The sequence below is a fragment of the Belnapia moabensis DSM 16746 genome (assembly GCF_000745835.1).
Lineage (GTDB): Bacteria > Pseudomonadota > Alphaproteobacteria > Acetobacterales > Acetobacteraceae > Belnapia > Belnapia moabensis.
Genome location: NZ_JQKB01000028.1, coordinates 1 through 19,748 on the forward strand (window position 1 = coordinate 1; position 19,748 = coordinate 19,748).

The window sequence follows — 19,748 nt, forward strand, 5'->3', positions numbered from 1 at the left end:
AGGCGGGGCCAGAGGCCGGCGCGGGCCCAGCGTCGGTAGGAGCGGGAGACGGTGTCGGGCTTGCCGTGCTCGGGGGGCAGCAGGCGCCAGGGCGCGCGGCCGCCACGGTGCTTGGTGGTGGCCCAGCGGAAGATGGCGTCGAGCCGCTCGCGTGGGGTGCAGTCGAGGGGTCGGCCGCGCTCGGCCATGCCGCAGCCCATGGCGGCGAGGATGGGGGCGAGGGCGGCCCATTCGGCATCGGTCATGGGCGCCCAGGGTCGGGGCGGGGTGAGGCAGGTGAGCGGGTCGAGGTAGATGCGGCGGAGGATGTCGTGGCGGGTGAGGAAGTCGGCGGGGAAGAGGCCGGCGGGGATGGGGTCGGGGCGGCGGGGCTTGCGGCGGAGGGGCATGGGGTAGGTCCCGAGGCTTCGGAACAAATATAGAACAAAATCCGTTGCGGTACAAGGCCGGAATGGTTAAGCTGGGGGTGGTTGCTTGTTGCGGCTTGCCGCCTGGATCGGCGGGGTTCGTGCAGCCCGGCCTGCGATGATAAGGTCGATGGCGGATGCAGTAAGGCTCGAAGGACGCGTTGCAGCGTTTGGATGAGCTGGAGAAGATCGGCTTCGGCGACGCGGCGTTTTCGCGGCTTCACCATTTCCATGCCAAGAAGAGAGCCGAGAGCATCGGCAGCTTTCAAGCTTGCTTCCTGAAGCGGGTCAGCCTCAGGCCGGGCAGCAACATGCGCATCGCTGACAGGCTGCGATATGTATTCGACGAATATTGCAGGAGTGGGTCACCGCCCGGCGATGGTACCCAGCTCGAAGCCCTAGCGGATAAAGCATTCCAACTGGTTTCAATCCCGCCCGCATCATAACTCAAGGGTTCCAAGGGCCTTTCGGCCCTTGGTGGGGAGGTTTGGAGGGGCAAGGCCCCTCCAGGCTGCGGCTACCGCCTCGGCCCCTCTGGCCAGAAGCGCGCGCCGGGGCGGGCGAGGCCGCCGCCGAGGCCGATCGCCGTGCCGTCGGCGCGCCAGCAGGCGGCGCCTTCCAGCAGGCCGTCCGGGTGGAAGCGGATCGCCGCCATGCCGCCGCCGATATGGGGGAGTGGCAGCACGTCATGGCCCATGGCGGCGAGGGCGGTGCGGGTCGGCTCGGGGATGGCGGGTTCGACCTCGAGCGCCTGGCCCTGGGTCCAGAGGCGGGGGGCTTCGACCGCCTCCTGCAGGCTCATGCCGTGGTCGATGAGGGCGATGAGGGCCTGCATGGCGCTGCCGAAGATGCGCAACCCGCCGGGGAGGCCGAGGGCGACCATCGGCTTGCCGTCGCGCAGCGCGATGAGGGGGGCCTGGCTGGTGGTGATCCGCTTGCCCGGCGCGATGGAGAGGGCGTGGCCCGGGCGGGGGTCGAAGAGGGCCATGTAGTTGTTAGGGATGAGGCCGGTGCCCGGGACCATCAGCCGGGCGCCGAAGAGGCTGTTGATGGTGTGGGTGGCGCAGAGGATATGGCCCTCGGCATCGGCGACGGTCAGGTGGGTGGTGTTGGGACTCTCGCCCGCCGCGACGCCGGCGGTCCAGGCGCGGGCGCGGTGCGGGTCGATCAGGGCGCGGCGCTCGGCGGCGTAGTCCTTGGAGAGCAAGCGGTCGATTGGGACGGCGACGAAGTCCGGGTCGGCCGTCGCGGCGGCGCGGTCGGCGAAGGCGATCTTCAGCGCCTCGGCGAGGAGGTGGCAGGTCTCGGGGGTGCCGAAGCCGGAGGCGCGGAGGTCGAAGTCTTCGAGGATGTTCAGCATCTGGATGACATGGACGCCGCCGGAGGAAGGGGGCGGCGGGCCGACGATCTCCAGGCCGCGATAGGTGCCGCGAACGGGGGCGCGCTCGATGAGGCGGGCAGAGTGCAGGTCGACCTCGGTGAGGATGCCGCCGAGGCGCTGGATGTGGGTGGCGATGGCGGCGCCGAGGGGGCCGTCATGGAGGGCCAAGGGGCCATCGGCGGCGATCTGGCGGAGGGAGGCGGCGGCCTCGGCCTGGATGAGGCGGGTGCCGGCGGCGAGCGGCTGGCCGCCAGGGAGGAAGACGGCGCCGATCGCCGGGTCGAGGGCGAGGTCGGGGGCGACCTCGGCGATGCATTCGGCGAGATAGGGGGTGACCTGGAAGCCGCGCTCGGCGAGGCGGATGGCGGGCTGCATCACCTCGGCGAGCGACAGGCGGCCGTGGCGGCGCAGCGCCTCGGCCCAGGCGAGGAGGTTGCCGGGGGTGGCGATGGCCAGCGGGCCGAGGGCGTTGGCGCGGCCCTCTGTTTCCAGCGCGGCGGGCCAGTCGGGCGAGATCGGGCGGTACATGTCGGGGCGGCCGGCGGCGGGGACCGTGGAGAGGCCGTCGAGGACGGTGTGGCTGCCGTCCGGCAGGCGGAGATGCATCATCCCGCCGCCGAGCAGGCCGACCATCATCGGCTCCACCACCGTGAGCGCGAAGAGCGCGGCGACGCCGGCATCGATGGCGTTGCCGCCGGCCGCCAGCATCTCCGCCCCCGCCGCTGAGGCGAGGGGGTGATTGGTGACGACCATGCCGCGGGGGGCGAGGGCGGGGTGCTTCTCGGTCATTCCGGGTGGCCTTTCTGGATGGCGGGGCCTTCCGCGGCGTTGCCGCGGACGGCGTGCGAGGCGTCAGGGACCGGGCGAAGGACCGGGGCCCCCGCGGCGCCGCGCAGCGGTGTCGTGGGGAATTCTAGCGCCCCTTGAAGACCGGCTTGCGCTTCTCGTTGAAGCTGCGGATGCCCTCGATGCGGTCCTCGGTGCCGACCAAGTGATTGTAGGCCTCGATCTCGAAGCGCAGCGCGGTGCGGATGTCCATCTGCAGGCCGAAATGGATCGACTTCTTCGCCTGGCGGACGGAGAGCGGGGCGTTGCCGGCGATGGCGGTGGCCGTCTCCATCACGGCGGGCCAAAGCTCCTCCCTGGTGCAGACGCGGTTGAGGATGCCCCAGTCGGCCGCCTGCTGGGCGGTAAAGGGCTTGCCGGCGAGGATGATCTCCTTGGCGCGGCGCTCGCCGACGACCCGCGGCAGGGTCTGGGTGCCGCCGGCGCCGGGCATGATGCCGATCGTCACCTCGGTCAGGGCGAAGCGGGCGTGGTCGGCGCCATAGGCGAAGTCGGAGGCGAGGACCATCTCCAGCCCGCCGGCATAGGCGTGGCCCGAGACGGCGGCGATGATCGGGATGGGGCAGTCGATCTGGGCCCAGAAGGCGCGCTCGAAGATCTCGTGCTGCCGGCGCCAGGCCTCGTCGGTCATGCCGTTGCGCTCCTTCAGGTCGCCGCCGCCGCAGAAGGCACGCTCGCCGGCCGCGGCGAAGACCACGCAGCGGATGTCGCCCGGGTCCTGGAACAGGCCGGTCCAGACCGAATAAAGGTCGAGGCCCATCTGGGTGTTCAGCGCGTTCGAGACCTCGGGGCGGTTGAGGCGCACCACCAGCACATGGGGCGCGGGGGTTTCGAGGCTGAGCGTGTCGAGCGGGGCGAGATTCACGGTGGCGGGTCCTCCTCGCTGCGCAGGGTGGACGCGCCGCCGGCGCTTGTCAGCCCGGCTCGGCGGGACCGGGGGCGGCGGGACCCTTCCGCTGAGCCTCGGCCCAGACGGCGCCGAGGGCGAAATCCTCCGCGATGGAGCCGAACGGGACGGTGGCGCCGCCCGAGTAATGGGTCATCTCGCCGAAGCGGGGCTCGCCGCCGATCATGTAGAAATCGACGCGGACGGCATCGAACCCGGCGCCGAGCCGGGCGGCGAGGTCGTGAAGGAGAGCGGCCTCGGGCGGGGGGCCGGGATAGTCCGGGCAGTCGGCCTGGCGGTGGCGGCCGAAATCGAGCGGGGCGAGTGTCAGCGGGTCGTAGAAGACCTCGCGCCGCTGATCGGTATAGCGGCCGAGATGGACCTGGAGCAGGTACGGCCGGCCGTTGAAGACGTAGAGCTTGTAGTCCTCCGGCACGCCGCCGGCGCCGTTGCCGGGCAGGTATTCCTCGGCGATCAGGCGCGGGCGGATCGGGCGGTAGCCCCATTCGCCGGTGCGCCGGCCGTAATTCTCGGCGAGCCAGCCGGCGGCGGTGGCGAGGATGGCGGCGCGGCAGGCGGTGTCGCGGTCGGCGACGAAGGCGTTGTAGCCGGAGCCGTGATTGGCCTTCAGGACGAAGCGGCGCGGCAGCTTCTCCCAGCGGATCTCGCCCGGGTGGTCCCAGAGGCCGAGCGCGGGCACGAGGTAGCGCCAGCCGATGCGCTCCGCGACCCAGGGGCGGACGGCGACCTTGTCGAGCGTCAGCGGGATCAGCGGGTTGCGGTCGTGCAGGATTTTCCAGGCGATGCGCTCGTTGAAGCTGCGCGGGCGGCAGAGGTCGGGCTCGTAGCCGAGCGAGGCGCGCATCATCCGGCGGAGGCGGCGTGCGATGCGCAGGCGGTCGAGCCAGCCAAGATGGTCGGCGGCACGGTGGAAGGCTTGGCGCAGCAGGGCATGGCCCGGGTGCGGGAGGCGAGGCAGGGCAAGGCTGGCGGCGTTCGTCATGCTTAAGCCCATGTAATGTAGAAGCTCGGTGGCGCTACGTCCGGCCGGGGGGATACGGATGCGGAAGAGATGAACGTTTTCGGGAGGCAAAAGGCGAATGCTCTCGGCGGAAGAATGGGAGGCGGTGCGGCTCAGCCTCGGCGTGGCGGGGCGGTCCGTGCTCGTTTCGCTGCTGCCGGCGGTGCTCGTCGCCTGGGCGCTGGCGCGCGGGCGCTTCCCTGGGCGGATGCTGCTCGATGCGCTGGTGCATCTGCCGCTGGTGGTGCCGCCGGTCGTCGTCGGCTGGGGGCTGCTGATGCTGTTCGGCGTGCGCGGGCCGCTGGGCGCGCCGCTGAACGACTGGTTCGGCATCCGCCTCGTCTTCACCACCGAGGGGGCGGCGCTGGCGACGGCGGTGATGTCCTTCCCGCTGATCGTGCGCAGCGTGCGGCTGGGGCTGGAGGGGCTTGACCCGGGGCTGGAGGCGGCGGCGCGGACGCTCGGCGCCGGCTGGCTCGACCGCTTCCTCACCGTGACCTTGCCGCTGATGTCGCCCGGCATCCTGGCCGGCGCGGTGACGGCCTTCGCGGCGGGGCTCGGGGAGTTCGGGGCTGTCATCACCTTCGCCTCCAACATCCCCGGCGAGACGCAGACCCTGCCGCTGGCGATCTACAGCGCGACGCAGAGCCCGGGCGGCGAGGCGGTGGCGGGGCGGCTGGCGCTCGTCTCCTTCGCGCTGGCGCTGGCGGGGCTGCTGCTGGCGGAGCTGCTGGGGCGCAGGCTCGGGCGCTGGCTGGGTCGGGCGTGATGATCGAGGTCGCGCTGCGGCATCGCTTCCCCGGCTTCGCGCTCGATGTCGCCTTCGCCTCGCCGGGAGTGGGGGTGACGGCGCTGTTCGGGCCTTCGGGCTGCGGAAAATCGACGATCCTCGCGGCCGTCGCGGGGCTGCTGCGGCCGGAGGCGGGGCGGGTCGCGGCCGGGGGCGAGGTGCTGCTGGATACGGCGCGCGGCATCTCGGTCGCGCCGGAGCGGCGGCGCTGCGGCGTGGTGTTCCAGGATGCGCGGCTGTTCCCGCATCTGAGCGTCGCGGCCAATCTCCGCTACGGGCTGCGGCGGGCGCCGCGAGGGACCGCAGGTCCGGGCTTCGGCGAGGTGGTGGAACTGCTCGGGATCGGCGGGCTGCTGAGGCGGCGGCCGCTGGGGCTCTCGGGCGGAGAGCGGCAGCGGGTGGCGCTCGGGCGGGCGCTGCTCGCCCGGCCGCGGCTGCTGCTGATGGACGAGCCGCTGGCCGCGCTCGATGCCGGGCGGCGGGCGGAGGTGCTGCCCTTCCTCGCCCGGCTGCGCGATGCGGCGCGGCTGCCGATCCTCTACGTCACCCATGCGCTCGACGAGGTGGATGCGCTGGCCGACCGGCTGGTGCTGCTGGAGGCGGGGCGGGTGCTGGCGGAAGGGCCGGTGGAGGCGCTGGCGGCGCGGGCGGACCTCCCTGCCCTCGCCCGGCGGCGGGATGCGGGGGCGCTGATCGGCTGCACGGTGCTGGCGCAGGATGACCTGCGGGGGCTGACCCGGCTCGGCTTCGACGGCGGCGAGCTGGTGGTGGCGCAGCGGCCGGGGCTGGGGGTCGGGGCGCGGCTGCGGCTGCGGCTGCGCGCGCGGGACGTGGCCGTCGCCATCGAGGCGCCGCGGGGGATTTCCATGCACAACATCCTGCCGGCGGTGATCGAGGCGGTGGCCCAGGCTGGCGAGGCGGAGGCGATGCTGCGGCTGCGCATCGGGCCGACGGCGCTGCTGGCGCGGGTGACGCGGGACAGCGTCGGGCGGCTCGGCCTCGAACCGGGGATGGCGGTCTTCGCCCTGGTGAAGTCCATCGCCTTCGACCATGCGGTGGCGGCATGAGCGACGCCCCGCGGCTGGCGCCGGTGGCGGAGGCGCGGGCGCTGCTGCCGGGGGCGCCGGTGGCGGCGCGGGCGATGCCGCTCGGCCAAGCCATCGGCCATGTGCTGGCGGCGTCGGTGCGGGCGGCCGTCGCGGTGCCGAAGGTCGCCGTCGCGCTGCGCGAGGGCTGGGCCGTCGAGGCCGCGACGACCGAGGGGGCAGGGCCCTATGCGCCGGTGCCGCTGCCGGGGCTGGCCTGGGTGGCACCGGGGGAGGCGCTGCCGGCCGGGACGGATGCGGTGCTGCCCGCCTTCGCCCGCGATGGCGAGCTGGTGCTGGAGGCGGTGGCGCCCGGCGAGGGCGTCCGCCCAGCCGGCGAGGATGCGGCGGCGGGGGCGGTGCTGCGGGAGGCCGGGCACCTGCTCGGGCCGCTCGACCTGATGCTGGGCGCGGCGGGGGTGGATGAGGTCCCGGTCCGGGTGCCACGCGTGGTGCTGCGCGGAGTGCCGGGGCTCGCGGCGCTGCTGCGGGCGGAAGGGGCGGTCGTGGTGGAGGACGGAGCCGATCTGGCAATCGCCCTCGCTGGGGAAGCGGAGCAGGTGCTCTGCCCGGCCATTGCCCTGCGGCCGGGGGATGGGGTGGCGGTCGGGCTGGTCGGCGGCGTGCCGGCGCTGCTGCTGCCGCCCGATCCGGCGGCGATGCTGGCCGGCTGGTGGCTGCTCGGGCGGCCCGCGGTCCGGGCGATGGCGGGGCGCGCCCGGCCCGCGCCAGGGCGGGTGGCGCTGGCGCGCAAGGTGGCCTCGCCGCTCGGCTTCACCGAGGCGGTGATGCTGGGGGCGGATGGGGCGCAGGTTGGGGCGCTGGGGGCGGCGGCCTGGGTGCTGACCGTGCCGGCGGGGCGCGAAGGCTATGAGGCCGGAGCGGAGGTGGAGGTGGAGGCCGCCTGAGCGCTCCTCCCCTCGCCCCTCCCCGCCTGCTAGACCTCGCGCCATGTCCCTCACCGACCGCATCCGCCGTGCCGCCCGGCAGGAGCAATTCCTCGACGTCCTCTCGGCCGAAGCGGCGACCGCCCGCTTCCATGCGGCGATCGACCTCGCGCCGCTGCCGGCGGAGGCGGTGGCGCTCGCTGCGGCGCTCGGGCGCGTCACCGCACGGCCGGTGGCGGCGGCGGCGGATGCGCCGCCCTTCGACCGCGCCTCGATGGACGGCTTCGCGGTGCGCGCCGCCGATACGCTCGGGGCGAGCGAGGCGGCGCCGCGGCGGCTCCTGCTCAATGCCGAAGTGCTGGCCTGCGGCGTGGCGCCCGCGATCGAGGTGGCGCCGGACACGGCGACGGCCATCGCCACGGGCGGCGTCATCCCGCGCGGGGCGGACGCGGTCGTCATGGTGGAGCAGACCGAGGCGGAGGATGCGCCGGAAGGGCCGGTGGTGCTGGTCCGTCGCGCGGTGGCGGCGGGGCAGGCGGTCGCTTACGCCGGCAGCGACATCGCGCGGGGAGAGACGGTGCTGCGGGCCGGCATCGTCATCACCAGCCGGGAGATCGGGATGCTGGCGGCGGCCGGGCTCGCCACGGTGCCGGTGGTGCGGCGGCCGAGGGTCGCCATCCTCTCGACCGGGGACGAGCTGGTGGCGCCGGGCGAGGCGCTGCCGCCGGGCGGGATCTACGACAGCAACGCCGCGATCCTCGCCGCCGCCGTCGCCGAGCATGGCGGCGAGGCGGTGCCGCTCGGCATCTTCCGCGACGACGAGGCGGTGCTGGAGGCGGCGTTGCGGCGGGCGCTCGACCTGGCCGACATGGTGGTGATGTCGGGCGGTACCTCGAAGGGGGCGGGCGACGTGTCGCACCGCATCCTCGGGCGGCTGCCGGGGCCGGGGGTGCTCGTGCATGGGGTGGCGCTGAAGCCGGGCAAGCCGCTCTGCCTCGGCGCGGTCGGGCGCAAGCCGGTGGTGGTGCTGCCGGGGTTTCCGACGAGCGCGGTCTTCACCTTCCAGGAATTCGCGGTGCCGGTGATCCGGGCGATGGCGGGGCTGCCGCCCCGGGCGGAGGCGGCGGTGGAGGCGGTGCTCGCCGTCAGGACGCCGAGCGAGGCGGGGCGCGTCGAATACGTGATGGCCGCGCTCGGCGAGGACCCGGCGGGGCGGCGGATGGCCTGGCCGCTGGGCAAGGGTTCGGGGAGCGTCACCGCCTTCTCGCAAGCCGACGGGTTCTTCGCCATTCCGGCCGAGGAGCAGGGGGCGGCGGCGGGGAGCGTGCAGCGGGTGCGGCTGATCGGGGGCGCGCATCCGTTGCCGGACCTCGCCATCATCGGCAGCCATTGCACGGGGCTCGATGCGATGCTCGACCTGCTGGCGGCGCGGGGGGTCAGGGGGCGGAGCCTCGCGGTCGGCAGCATGGGCGGGCTGGCGGCGGCGCGGCGGGGCGAGTGCGACCTGGCGCCGGCGCATCTGCTGGATGCGGCGACGGGCGCGTACAACCGGCCCTTCCTCGCCGAGGGGCTGCGGCTGGTGCCGGGGTGGCGGCGGGTGCAAGGCGTGGTCTTCCGGCGCGGGGATGCGCGGTTCGAGGGGCTGGAGGGGCGAGAGGCCGTCAGCCGCGGGGCGGAGGGCGGAGGGCTGCTGCTGGTCAACCGGAATGCGGGGTCGGGGACACGCATCCTGCTCGACGGGCTGCTCGGTGGCGCGCGGCCGGCGGGCTATGCCAACCAGCCGAAGTCGCACAATGCCGTGGCCGCGGCGGTGGCGCAGGGGCGGGCGGATTGGGGGGTGGCCATCCGCAGCGTGGCCGAGGCCTATGGGCTTGGCTTCGCACCGCTGGCGGACGAGCATTACGACTTCTTCCTGCCCGAGGCGCGGGCGGGGCGGCCGGCGGTGCGGGCCTTCCTCGATGTGCTTGCCAGCGAGGAGGGGAAGGCGGGGCTCCGGGCGCTGGGGTTCGAGCCGGGCTGACGCGCGACCGGTGCGGATTGCGATGTAACGGGCGCGGAGGGCGCGGCGAATAGCCAACCGGATCACGCATGAGAGGTGTCCGTTGGAGCAGCCATCCCGCCCATCGCGCAGGCCGCTGGGTTCCCTTGTCCTCATCGCCGCCGTGCTCGGCGGCAGCGCCGCAGCCTTCGCCTATACCGGCGGCTGGCTCTCGCCCGAGCGGCTGTCCCGCGAGCGGGTCGTGGCCTCGCTGGGCCCGCCCGGCGGGCCGGCGCCCGGGCATCGGCGCAACCATACGAAGGGCATCTGCTTCACCGGCAGCTTCGAGGCGAACGGGGCGGGCGCGGCCCTCTCCCGCGCCCCGATGCTGGCGGCGGGCAGCTATCCGGTGATCGGCCGGTTCAACCTCGCCTCCTCCGTGCTGGCGCAGCCGGACGGGGCGGCGCGGGTGCGGGGCCTGAGCCTCAGCATCACCGGCCCGGACGGGTCGGAGTGGCGGACGGGCATGCTGAGCGCGCCCGTCTTCCCGGTCTCCGGCGTGGACGCCTTCTACGCGCTGCAGATGGCGGTGCGGAGCAAGGAGCCGGGGGCGATGCAGGCCTTCGCCGCGGCGCATCCCGAGATCGCGGGTTTCGGCGGCTGGGCGGGCAGCGCGCCCTGGACCGGCAGCTATGCCGAGGAGAGCTACAACGCGCTCAACGCCTTCATCTTCACCGATGCCGAGGGGCGAGGCCACGCGGTGCGCTGGTCGGTGCGGCCGGAGGCGGTGCCGGTGCCGGTGCCGAAGGAGCAGATCGCGGCGAAGCCGCCGGACTTCCTCGGCGACGAGATCAAGGCACGCCTCGCCGCCAGGCCGGTGCGCTGGAGGATGACGGTGACGGAGGCCGGGCCAGGCGACCCGGTGGCCGACCCGAGCAAGGCCTGGCCGGAGGGGCGCCGCACCCTCGAGGTCGGCACGCTGACCGTGCAGGCGATCCAGGAGGAGGCAGACGGGCCCTGCCGCGACATCAACTACGACCCGACGGTGCTGCCGCCGGGGATGCGGCCCTCGGCGGACCCCTTCCCCGCCGCGCGCTCCTCCGCCTACGCCCTGTCCTATGAGCGCCGCGCCGCCGAGGCGGCGGCCTATCCCCGCACCGCGCCCGGAGGCCGCCCATGACCGCCGCCCGCTTCAGCCCGGTGCAGCGGCTGCTCCACTGGCTGATGGCCGCCTGCATCCTGGCGATGCTCTTCATCGGCGTCGGCATGGTCTCGACCATCTCGCCGCGCTACCTGGCGCTGGTCTCGATCCACAAGCCGCTCGGCATCGCCATCCTGCTGCTGGCGCTGCTGCGGCTGGGGCTGCGCCTGCGCCGCGGCGCGCCGCCGCTGCCCGCTGGCCTGCCGGCGGCGATGAAGCTCGCGGCGCATCTTTCGCATGTCGCGCTCTACGGGCTGATGATCGCCATGCCGCTGCTGGGCTGGGCGATGCTCTCGGCCGAGGGCTATCCGATCGTGCTGTGGCAGGGGCTGCGGCTGCCGCCGATCCTGCCGCAGGACATTGGGGCCTATGCGCTGCTGCGGCAGGCGCACGGGCTGCTCGGCTATGCCTTCTTCGCGGTGATCCTGGCGCATCTCGGCGCGGCGCTGTTCCATGCGCTGGTGCGGCGCGACGGGGTGTTCGCGGCGATGGCGCCGGTGGCGGGCCGGGCGGAGGAGTAGGGACGGACAATCCGCACGGGGCGCTGCCTGGCTGGACGGGTTTCCGTGGATGGTGCCCAGGGCGGGAGGGCCGCCTTGGGTGGGAAGCGCACCTAGCCGGCTGGCTCTTCGACTACCGGTTTGCCCCGTGTCGTCATTCGCGCCGCAGTTACCTCCCGAAAGCGGCCGTGCCCTTGCGGCGCCCAGGTGAACAGCGATCGACGAAGGCGATCATCCCCTGCCTTTCACCCTCAGCACTTCTGGTGCCGCGCTTCGATTTCATCCAGCACGGCTTCCGGGGCGACGTCCTGCTGCACCTCTCGCAGCTCAGGGTTGGCACTCGCCCGGATGTCCAGACGCTCGGCAATGGCGACGACAAGTTCGGACAGCTTGGTCAGCTCATGCTCCGTCAGGAGGCTGATCTGGAGGTCCAGATCGGCGCGCTTATCGGCCGTGGCGGCCATGCGGTTCTGGCTGATGAGTACGAAGGTGGAGAGGAAGATGGCCTCTACCGAGGCCTCCATCGCAAGCACCACGAAGGATGGGTCGAACTTGGGTACACCTGGTATGAGCCCGAGATTCACCAGGATCCATGCGCCGTAAAAGGCAAGGTGGATGTAGACGAAGACCATGCTGCCGGTGAAGCGGGTGATGGTCTCGGCGATCCGCTCCTCGCGGGTTGCGGCCGCGGCTTCCTCGCGGCGTCGGTTTTCCAGGGCCTTGATGTTACGCCTGAGGGAGGTGCTGAGGCTGTCCGGTTTCGGTGGCGGCACGGTCGGTGTCGGGCTTGGCATATCGGCGGTGATCCTCGGCTTCGGAGGCGGGTGAGCCTCGAGGAGAACGCGCCGGGGACAGCTTCGGGCCCGTGGAGGCCAGAACGCCTGGTGATGCAGGAGGTCGGCTCTGCCCGGGAGCCGTCCAGAAGCGGTCAGTCCGCTTCCGGCCGAACTGAGCCGTTCGAATTCCCGGCAAGAGGGCCTGCCTCGGGTCAGAAGCGGCCATGGCTCCACGACTACCCAGCGCCGAGCCTTGCCCTTTACCGCGTGGCGCCAGGCGCCCAAAGCACGTCGCCGGCGCCGTTGCCGTTCAGCCGCCGGGAGAGGATGAAGAGCAGGTCGGAGAGGCGGTTGAGGTAGCGAATCGCCTCCGGGTTCACGGCCTCGGCCGCCGCGAGGGCGACGGTGACGCGCTCGGCGCGGCGGCTGACCGTGCGGGCGAGATGGGCCATGGCGGCGCCGGGCGTGCCGCCGGGCAGGACGAAGCTCCGGAGCGGCGGGAGGGGCGCGTTCAGCGCCGCGGCCTCCTGCTCCAGCCGTGCGGTCTGGGCGGCGGCGAGGCGGAGGCGCCCGCCATCCTCGCCGGGCACGCAGAGATCGGCGCCGAGGTCGAACAGGTCGTTCTGGATGCGGGCGAGGACCGGGTCGGCCTCCGCATCGCCCGCGGTGTGCAGGCGGAGCAGGCCGAGCGTGGCATTGGCCTCGTCCACCGTGCCGATCGCCTCGATGCGGAGCGAATCCTTGCGCAGCCGGCTGCCGTCGCCGAGCGAGGTCTCGCCGGCATCGCCGCCGCGGGTGGTGATGACGTCGAGCCTGACCATGGGGCGCCCTTCTACCGGTTCAGCTGGAAATGGATCGAGGTGCGGATGTTGCCAGAGATGGGGATGCCGTCGCGCATCGCCGGGCGGAAGCGCCAGCGGCGGACGGCGCGCTTCGCCGCGTCGTCGAGGGCAAGGAAGCCGGAGCTGGCGGCGATCTCGACATCCTCGACGGTGCCGTTCGGCGAGATGCGGAGGAGGACGGTGACGACGCCCTGCTCGCCGCGCTCCCTGCTCTCATTGGGGTATTCGGGCGTCGGGTTGCGGATGCCCTCGGCGAGGCCGGGGGGCGTGATGGCGCCGAGCGCGGGGGCGGCGCCGGTGGTCAGCGGCTGCTGGCTCACCGGGCCTGCAGGAGGCGGGGCGGCCGCCTGGGCGGCGGGGGCTGGGGCGGCCGGCCGCGCCGGGGTGGGACGCGGGCGCGGCTGGGGAGGTGGCGGCGGGGCCGGCTCGGGTGGCGGGAGGGGCAGCGGCTCCGTCTCCGGCTCGGCCTCGGCCTGGGGCTGCGGCGGTGCGGGAGGTGCGGCCGGCGCCGGCGGGGCCTCGGGCGCCGGGCGCTCCTCGGGCGGCGGGGGCGGCAGGGTGACGGCGTCCGGCGCCGCGGGCGGCGGCAGCAGCGCGGCGAGCGGCGGGGGCGGCGGGGCGAGGCTCGGCGGCGGCGGGGCCGCGACGGCGGGTGGGGGCGGCGGTGGCGGCGCCGGCTCGGCGGGGGCGGCAGGCGGGGCCGGCTCGTCCTCAGTCGTGCCGGTCTGCTCCTGCCAGACCACCTCGACCGATTGCTCGGCGGGTGGGTCCGGCTGCTTCGGGCGGTTGAGGAACAGGATCATCGCCGCCAGCGCCCCGGCATGCAGCATGAGCGAGGCGGCGGCAGCGCGGCCGAGCGGCGACCCGGCCAGGGTCACAGCACGAGGACGCCGTGATGCTTCGCCTTGCCCTCGGGCTCGACATGGATGGTGATGGTCGCGCCCTCGATCTCCGCCTTCAGCGCCGCCTCGACGCGGTCGCAGATGGCGTGCGCCGCGTCGACCGTCATCGTCCCCGGCACGACCAGGTGGAACTCGATGAAGGTGAGGCGCCCGGCATGGCGGGTGCGGAGGTCATGCGCCTCGATCGCGCCCTCGGCATGGGTCGAGACGGCGCCGCGGATGCGGGCGAGCAGGCCGGGCTCCACCGCCTCGTCCATCAGCCCGCCGACGCTCTCGCGCACCAGCCGGCCACCGGACCAGAGGATGTTGAGCGCCGTCAGCGCCGCCAGCAGCGGGTCGAGCCAGAGGATGCCGGTGAGCGCCACCAGCCCGACGCCGACCAGCACGCCGAAGGAGGTGACGACATCGGCGACCAGGTGCCGGGCATCGGCCAGCAGCGCCGGTGAGCGGGCGCGGCGACCCTGGCGGAACAGCAGGCTGGCCCAGCCGGCATTCATCGCGGTCGCCAGCGCCGAGATGGCGAGGCCGAAGCCGGGCTGCTCCGGCACGATGGGGCGCTGCCAGGCGGCCCAGGCCTCATGCAGGATGACGACGGCGGCGATGACGATCAGCGCGCCCTCGAGCACGGCCGAGAAGTATTCCGCCTTGGTATGGCCGTAGGGGTGGTTGGCATCGGCCGGCATCGACGAGTAGTGGACGGCGACGAGGGCGGCCGCGGCGGCGGCGACGTTCACCACGCTCTCCAGCGCATCGGCCAGCAGCGCGACGCTGCCGGTCAGCGCCCAGGCGCCGAGCTTCAGCGCCAGCACCAGGGCGGCGATGACGACGCTGCCGATGGCGAAGCGGAGGGTGCGGCTCATCGGCACCTCTGGGCAGGGCTCTGGATCACGCGGGGCTCCGGGGGTGGGGGGTGTTTTGGACCGGGCGGCAACGGCGGGGCAAGGGGGTGCCGCCGGGCTTTCCTTAGCCGGCTAGCTTTTCCGCCCCGGCCGGTTCAGGCATGATGCCGCGTTGCACAACGGAACCGCCCCCGATGCCCCTCTCTTCCCCCGCCCCGCGCGAGCCGCTGCACCGCCGCGCCATCGACATCCGCGGCTACCGGCGGGAGGACGGGCTGTTCGATGTCGAGGCGCATCTGGTCGACACGAAGTCCTACGCCTTCGTCAATGACGACCGCGGCACGATCGAGCCCGGCGAGGCGCTGCACGGGATGTGGCTGCGGCTGACCCTCAGGGAGGACATGGAGATCGTCACCTGCGAGGCGTCCTCCGACTTCACGCCCTATGCGGTCTGCCCGCAGGCGGCGCCGAATTTCGCCCGGCTGGCGGGGCTGCGCATCGGGCCGGGCTTCAACCGGGCGGTGCAGGAGCGGGTCGGCGGCGTCGAGGGCTGCACCCATCTGCGGGAGGTTCTGGGGCAGATGGCGACCGTCGCCTTCCAGACCCTCTACCCGATCCGGGCACGGCGCGAGCGCGAGGAGGCGGCGCGGATCATGGCCGAGGGCGGGGCACGGGACGCGGCGGGGGAACGGCGCCGCCCGGCGATGCTCGGGAGCTGCCTCGCCTATGCGCCGGACAGCCCGGTCTCGCTGGCGCGCTGGCCCTGGCTGAAGGAGCCGGCGGAGTCCAGCCAGGGCTGAGGCTCCTCGCCCGACGCGGACTTTGGCAGCCGAGCGCCGCTCGGCCTGGAGCGGCGTCCGTTCGCATCGACTCACGGACCCCGCTCCGGCCTGTTGCTTGATCGAGCAAATTACCCCGGTCGGGTGATTCCACCTGACCGGAGTTTGCTCTAGTGCTGCGCCGCGGCCTTTCCCTGCCGGGAAGAACGGGCCGCGAGGGGTGGATCATCGCCAGAACCGCAGTCCCGCACACCGGGGCCGAGCCCGTGCGCGCCACGGGCGGCATCGCCATGATGCTGCTCGGCGTCATGCTCTTCGCCATCAACGACACGCTCGGCAAGTGGCTGGTCGGCGCCTACTCGGTGGGGCAGCTCTTCCTGGTGCGGAGCATCGCCGGGCTCTGCGTCATGGCGCCCTTTGCCTGGCGCACCGGCGCGCAGGCCTTCCTGCGGCCGCAGCGACCGGGGCTGCAGCTGCTGCGCATCGTCTTCTCGACGATGGAGGGCTCGCTCTTCTTCTGGGCGCTGACCGAGCTGCCGCTGGCGGAGGTGATGACCTACTACATGGCCGGGCCGATCTACGTGACGGCGCTCTCGCCCTTCCTGCTCGGCGAGCGGGTGGGCTGGCGGCGCTGGACGGCGGTGGCGGTCGGGTTCGGCGGGGTGGTGCTGGCGCTCGGCCCCTCGCCCGGCTCCTTCTCGGCCGGGGCCGCCAGCGCGCTGGTCGGCAGCTTCGCTTATGCATGCTTCATGGTGGCGACGCGGAAGCTGGCCGGCACGCCGGGGACGGTGCTGATGACGGCGCAGCTTGTGGCCGCGCTGCTCTTCGGCGCGGTGCTGGTATTGGTGCAGGGCTGGACACCGCCGGGGGCGCTCGACCTCGCGCTGATGCTCTGCCTCGGCCTCGGCTCGCTGGCGGGCAATCTCTGCGTGAACCAGTCGCTGCGGATGGCGCCGGCCTCCGTGGTGGTGCCTTACCAGTACACGCTGATCCTATGGGGGATGCTGTTCGGGTATCTGGTGTTCGGCGAGGTGCTGGGGCCGCTGCCGATGGCGGGGGCGGCGGTGATCGTGGGGGCGGGGTTGTTCATCTTCATGCGGGAGCAGCAGTTGAGGGGGCGGATTGGGGGTTAGGAGTGGCCCTGGATGGGTTGATTTCCGAAGGAGAAAACCAACGTCGCATTTGTCTCGAAATCGCAGCAATGGCCGGGAAGTTGGCCCTTCAAGGCGCCCTCAACAGCGATTGTTGCGTCGGCCGATAACTTGGACCCATGAGGGACGATCGCCTCAGAGCTCCTGGAGATGCGGCTGACCTTTCGTCGCTCGGCATGGCGACTGGGTGCTTCGCCGGCCTTGAATGGAACGCCATATATTGCGGCGAGACGTTGAACCCCGGTTACCTTTCCGGAGTAACCTTAAAACGGCGGGCATGATTGCCCACGATCTCATCGGCTTCGCTAGTCTGGTTACCGACACCGGCAAGCGTTCGCACTACCAAGCAAAAGTCGCTGAATTCCAGCGTCCAGTGAAGCGCCGCAACGATCTTGTTCGTGCAAATCCCGCAACCATCGGCATCGATCAGGGGCTGGTCCGCGGGATGCCTATTCTCTCCCCTGCGCCTTCCGCACCTCGTTGAGCACAGCCTCATGCGTCGCCAGTATCCGCCGAAGCGTGGGTTTCCCTTTGTCGCTCGCCTCGGCAATGCCCTCATGCATTTCCTCGATCCCTGTCGTCATTTGTTCGGCCAGGCCCGATAGCCGCTCCTGTAGTTGCTCGTCATCACCCGTGAGTTCAGCCGACCAGATCGCCAGGATACGAGAAAATTCGGCGGCAGCCCGGGCGGGTGGAACGCCCGCTTGCATGAGCTTGATAAGGGGCGCCAAGTCGGCATTAGGGGAGCGGGACATGCTCGGGAAGGTAGGTAAGCGGGTCGTAAGTGGCTAGACGACTATGGGCTGCCTTGGGCCGAAAGCGGTCGTTCCGGCCTCATCGTGAAGCGGGCTCCAGGTCGCTTGAGCGCTCTCTATGGCTCGACCACCCTCCCCCCCGTCATCGGCTCGGCCACCCCCGTCGTCCCGGGGAAGGTGATCGCCAACCCGCGCCGCACCCGCGCCGCCAGCACCCCGAAGGCCTGCGCCTCCAGCGCATCGCCATTCCACCCGGCCACTTCCACCGGCCGCACCGGCGCCTCGAGCGCCCCCGCCAGCGCCCGCATGATCGCCGGATTCCGCCGCCCCCCGCCCCCGACCAGCCATTGCAGCGGCGGCGCCGGGAAGTGCCGCCCCGCCGCCGCCACGCAGAGCGCGCAGAAGGTCGCCAGCGTCGCCGCCCCGTCCTGCGGCGAGAGCCGGTCGGCCCCCGCCTCCTGCAAGGCGCGGCTGAAGTCGAGCCGGTCGAGCGACTTGGGCGGCGGCGCCTCCAGATAGGGGTGCGCCATCAGCCGCCCGAGCACCGCCGCATCCGGCTCGCCGGCTAGCGCCAAGCGGCCGTCCTGGTCGTAGTCGCTGCCGGTCGACTTGCGCGCCCAGTCGTCGAGCGGGCCGTTGGCGGGGCCGGTGTCGAAAGCGATCAGCTCCCCCCCTTCGCCGATCCAGGTGACGTTGCCGACGCCGCCGAGGTTCAGCACGGCGAGCGGCTTCGGCAGCGCCGCGGCCAGCGCCGCGTGGACCACGGGGACGAGGGGCGCGCCCTGGCCGCCGGCGGCGACATCGGCGGAGCGGAAGTCGTAGGCAACGGGGAGGTTGGTCAGCCGTGCGAGCAGCGCCGCATCGCCCACCTGCCAGGTGAAGCCCGGCTCGCGCGGCAGCGCCTCGGCCGCCGTCGCGGCATTGCGGCCGGGGCGGATGGGCGGCGGCCGGTGCAAGATGGTCTGGCCATGGAAGCCGATGAGGTCCGCCCCCTCGCGGAAGCTCTCCCAGGCCAGTTCCCGGATGCGGGCGACGGCATCGGCATGGCGGTCGGTCAGCCGCCGCACGCAATCGGCGAGGAAGGGATCGTCCGGCGCCAGCGTCGGCGCCAGGTCGAGCAGGCGGCGGAGGTCGCGGCGCAGGCCCGGGTCGTAGGGCAGCGTCACGGTCGGGCCGATGCGGCCGATCGCCTCGCCATCCGTCTCCACCCAGGCGGCGTCCACGCCGTCGAGGGAGGTGCCGCTCATCAGCCCGATCGTTCTCAGCATCCGGTTCGTGTGCTACGGAGGCGGCCCCCTCCACAAGACCCGAATGTGACGCATAGCCCCATGACCGGCCCGGACAGCGACTTCCTCCGCCAGGCGCAGGAGCGCGGCTACATCCACCAGGTGACCGATGCCGAGGCGCTCTCGGCCCGGCTCCGCGAGGGGGTGGTCTCGGGCTATATCGGCTTCGACTGCACGGCGGACAGCCTGCATGTCGGCAGCCTGATGCAGATCATGCTGCTGCGGCTGATGCAGCGCTGCGGCCACCGGCCGGTGGTGCTGATGGGCGGCGGGACGACCAAGGTGGGTGACCCCTCCTTCCGCGACGAGGCGCGGCCGCTGCTGGACGATGCGGCGATCGAGCGCAACAAGGCCGGCATCCGCCGCGTCTTCGACAGGTTCCTCCGCTTCGGCGAGGGCGCGTCGGATGCGATCATGCTCGACAATGCCGAGTGGCTGGACGAGCTGCGCTACATCCCCTTCCTGCGCGACGTCGGCCGGCATTTCAGCGTCAACCGCATGCTGACCATGGACAGCGTGCGGCTGCGGCTGGACCGTGAGCAGAATCTCAGCTTCCTCGAATTCAACTACATGCTGCTGCAGAGCTACGACTTCGCCGAGCTGCGGCGGCGGCATGGCATCACCGTGCAGATGGGCGGCTCCGACCAATGGGGCAACATCGTCATGGGGGTGGAGCTGTGCCGCCGCATGGATGGCGCCGAGGCCTTCGGCGTGACGACGCCGCTGCTGACCACCGCCTCCGGAGCCAAGATGGGCAAGACCGCCGCCGGCGCCGTCTGGCTGAATGCGGAGCGCGTCAGCCCTTACGACTACTGGCAGTTCTGGCGGAACACTGAGGATGCCGATGTCGGCCGCTTCCTCGCCCTCTTCACCGAGTTGCCGATGGATGAGGTCCGCCGCCTTGGCGCGCTGGCGAACGCGGAGGTGAACGAGGCGAAGAAGGTGCTGGCGACCGAGGCCTGCGCCCTGCTGCACGGCCGCGAGGCTGCCGGGGCGGCGGCCGAGACCGCGCGGCGGGCCTTCGAGCAGGGCGAGGCGGCGGAAACGCTGCCTGCCATCGCCGCCGCGCTGCCGGCCGGGCTGCTCGACCTGCTGCTGGCGGCCGACTTCGTGAAAAGCAAGGGCGAGGCACGGCGGCTGGTTGCCCAGGCGGGCATCCGGCTGAACGACGCGGTGGTCGAGGATCCGGCGCGGATGGTGACGCCGGACGACCTGCGCGAAGGGGCGGCGAAGCTCTCCCTGGGGCGCAAGCGCCATGTACTCGTGCGCCCGGCCTGACGTCCCGCCGGGCGGGCCAATCCGTACCGGTGACACCATTCTTGTTCAGGATTGTTCGGGTCCGTAACCCCTGTCCGAAAATACATGCCTGCAACATGGCCGCTCCTGGGCATCTGCTTGAGCGGGAGCGACATTTGGCGTACTGTCACAAGAGTTTG

The 19,748-nt window shown here is 72.5% G+C and carries 20 protein-coding genes; 10 read left to right on the forward strand and 10 right to left on the reverse strand.

Features of this window, described 5'->3' with window-relative positions:
• The coding region (locus EP26_RS32110; RefSeq protein ID WP_157033604.1) for a transposase at positions 1-389 on the reverse strand (389 nt) is incomplete at its 3' end.
• A gap of 188 nt (positions 390-577) precedes the next feature.
• Here EP26_RS32110 and EP26_RS34955 point away from each other — a divergent pair.
• Positions 578-853, forward strand: coding sequence for a hypothetical protein (locus EP26_RS34955; RefSeq protein WP_157033605.1), 276 nt, complete (start codon positions 578-580; stop codon positions 851-853).
• Positions 854-924: 71 nt separating this feature from the next.
• Here EP26_RS34955 and ggt read toward each other — a convergent pair whose 3' ends face one another.
• The 3 genes from ggt to EP26_RS17650 form a co-directional block, all read right to left on the reverse strand.
• Positions 925-2,577: a gamma-glutamyltransferase gene (ggt, locus tag EP26_RS17640; protein WP_043340492.1), complete on the reverse strand. Its 1,653-nt coding sequence runs from the start codon at positions 2,575-2,577 to the stop codon at positions 925-927.
• A 124-nt stretch (positions 2,578-2,701) separates the two neighbouring features.
• Positions 2,702-3,499, reverse strand: coding sequence for an enoyl-CoA hydratase-related protein (locus tag EP26_RS17645; RefSeq protein WP_043340494.1), 798 nt, complete (start codon positions 3,497-3,499; stop codon positions 2,702-2,704).
• A gap of 49 nt (positions 3,500-3,548) precedes the next feature.
• Positions 3,549-4,523 carry an ATP-grasp fold amidoligase family protein gene (locus EP26_RS17650; protein ID WP_043340495.1) on the reverse strand — a complete coding sequence of 325 codons (975 nt, stop codon included), beginning with the start codon at positions 4,521-4,523 and terminating at the stop codon, positions 3,549-3,551.
• A 97-nt stretch (positions 4,524-4,620) separates the two neighbouring features.
• Between EP26_RS17650 and modB the strand changes: the two genes are divergently transcribed.
• The 6 genes from modB to EP26_RS17680 all read left to right on the forward strand — a co-directional run bounded on the left by modB (position 4,621) and on the right by EP26_RS17680 (position 11,003).
• The gene (gene modB / locus EP26_RS17655) at positions 4,621-5,310 is read left to right on the forward strand and encodes a molybdate ABC transporter permease subunit (protein ID WP_043340496.1); all 690 of its coding nucleotides are present in this window, start codon (positions 4,621-4,623) and stop codon (positions 5,308-5,310) included.
• The gene (modC, locus tag EP26_RS17660; protein ID WP_043340497.1) at positions 5,310-6,398 is read left to right on the forward strand and encodes a molybdenum ABC transporter ATP-binding protein; all 1,089 of its coding nucleotides are present in this window, start codon (positions 5,310-5,312) and stop codon (positions 6,396-6,398) included. Before modB ends, modC begins: the two co-directional genes overlap by 1 nt.
• The gene (locus EP26_RS17665; RefSeq protein ID WP_052389321.1) at positions 6,395-7,324 is read left to right on the forward strand and encodes a molybdopterin-binding domain-containing protein; all 930 of its coding nucleotides are present in this window, start codon (positions 6,395-6,397) and stop codon (positions 7,322-7,324) included. The genes modC and EP26_RS17665 overlap by 4 nt, the downstream gene beginning before the upstream one ends.
• Before the next feature lie 43 nt (positions 7,325-7,367).
• Positions 7,368-9,323, forward strand: a complete 1,956-nt coding sequence (locus EP26_RS17670) for a molybdopterin biosynthesis protein (protein ID WP_043340498.1) — start codon at positions 7,368-7,370, stop codon at positions 9,321-9,323.
• A gap of 82 nt (positions 9,324-9,405) precedes the next feature.
• Positions 9,406-10,461 carry a catalase family peroxidase gene (locus EP26_RS17675; protein ID WP_043340499.1) on the forward strand — a complete coding sequence of 352 codons (1,056 nt, stop codon included), beginning with the start codon at positions 9,406-9,408 and terminating at the stop codon, positions 10,459-10,461.
• Positions 10,458-11,003, forward strand: a complete 546-nt coding sequence (locus EP26_RS17680; RefSeq protein ID WP_043340501.1) for a cytochrome b — start codon at positions 10,458-10,460, stop codon at positions 11,001-11,003. The genes EP26_RS17675 and EP26_RS17680 overlap by 4 nt, the downstream gene beginning before the upstream one ends.
• A 230-nt stretch (positions 11,004-11,233) precedes the next feature.
• On the opposite strand, the gene EP26_RS17685 is transcribed toward EP26_RS17680, so the two are convergent.
• The 4 genes from EP26_RS17685 to EP26_RS17700 form a co-directional block, all read right to left on the reverse strand.
• Positions 11,234-11,776 (reverse strand): DUF1003 domain-containing protein, encoded by a 543-nt coding sequence (locus tag EP26_RS17685; RefSeq protein ID WP_043340502.1) that lies wholly within the window; start codon positions 11,774-11,776, stop codon positions 11,234-11,236.
• Positions 11,777-12,018: 242 nt separating this feature from the next.
• The gene (locus EP26_RS17690; RefSeq protein WP_043340505.1) at positions 12,019-12,579 is read right to left on the reverse strand and encodes a cob(I)yrinic acid a,c-diamide adenosyltransferase; all 561 of its coding nucleotides are present in this window, start codon (positions 12,577-12,579) and stop codon (positions 12,019-12,021) included.
• Between the two features lie 11 nt (positions 12,580-12,590).
• Positions 12,591-13,478, reverse strand: a complete 888-nt coding sequence (locus EP26_RS17695; protein WP_052389322.1) for an energy transducer TonB — start codon at positions 13,476-13,478, stop codon at positions 12,591-12,593.
• Positions 13,475-14,362, reverse strand: a complete 888-nt coding sequence (locus EP26_RS17700; protein WP_043340506.1) for a cation diffusion facilitator family transporter — start codon at positions 14,360-14,362, stop codon at positions 13,475-13,477. The genes EP26_RS17695 and EP26_RS17700 overlap by 4 nt, the downstream gene beginning before the upstream one ends.
• A 173-nt stretch (positions 14,363-14,535) precedes the next feature.
• On the opposite strand from EP26_RS17700, the gene EP26_RS17705 reads away from it, so the two are divergent.
• Together EP26_RS17705 and EP26_RS17710 are read left to right on the forward strand one after the other, a co-directional pair.
• Positions 14,536-15,141, forward strand: a complete 606-nt coding sequence (locus tag EP26_RS17705; RefSeq protein WP_043340508.1) for a DUF2889 domain-containing protein — start codon at positions 14,536-14,538, stop codon at positions 15,139-15,141.
• Between the two features lie 152 nt (positions 15,142-15,293).
• Positions 15,294-16,253 carry a DMT family transporter gene (locus tag EP26_RS17710; protein WP_245624439.1) on the forward strand — a complete coding sequence of 320 codons (960 nt, stop codon included), beginning with the start codon at positions 15,294-15,296 and terminating at the stop codon, positions 16,251-16,253.
• A gap of 467 nt (positions 16,254-16,720) precedes the next feature.
• Here EP26_RS17710 and EP26_RS17715 read toward each other — a convergent pair whose 3' ends face one another.
• Positions 16,721-17,002 carry a hypothetical protein gene (locus EP26_RS17715; RefSeq protein ID WP_043340509.1) on the reverse strand — a complete coding sequence of 94 codons (282 nt, stop codon included), beginning with the start codon at positions 17,000-17,002 and terminating at the stop codon, positions 16,721-16,723.
• A 140-nt stretch (positions 17,003-17,142) separates the two neighbouring features.
• Positions 17,143-18,291, reverse strand: coding sequence for an anhydro-N-acetylmuramic acid kinase (locus tag EP26_RS17720; protein ID WP_157033608.1), 1,149 nt, complete (start codon positions 18,289-18,291; stop codon positions 17,143-17,145).
• A gap of 63 nt (positions 18,292-18,354) precedes the next feature.
• Here EP26_RS17720 and tyrS point away from each other — a divergent pair, with 63 nt between their 5' ends.
• Positions 18,355-19,590, forward strand: a complete 1,236-nt coding sequence (gene tyrS, locus EP26_RS17725) for a tyrosine--tRNA ligase (RefSeq protein WP_043340514.1) — start codon at positions 18,355-18,357, stop codon at positions 19,588-19,590.
• Positions 19,591-19,748: the final 158 nt, after the last annotated feature.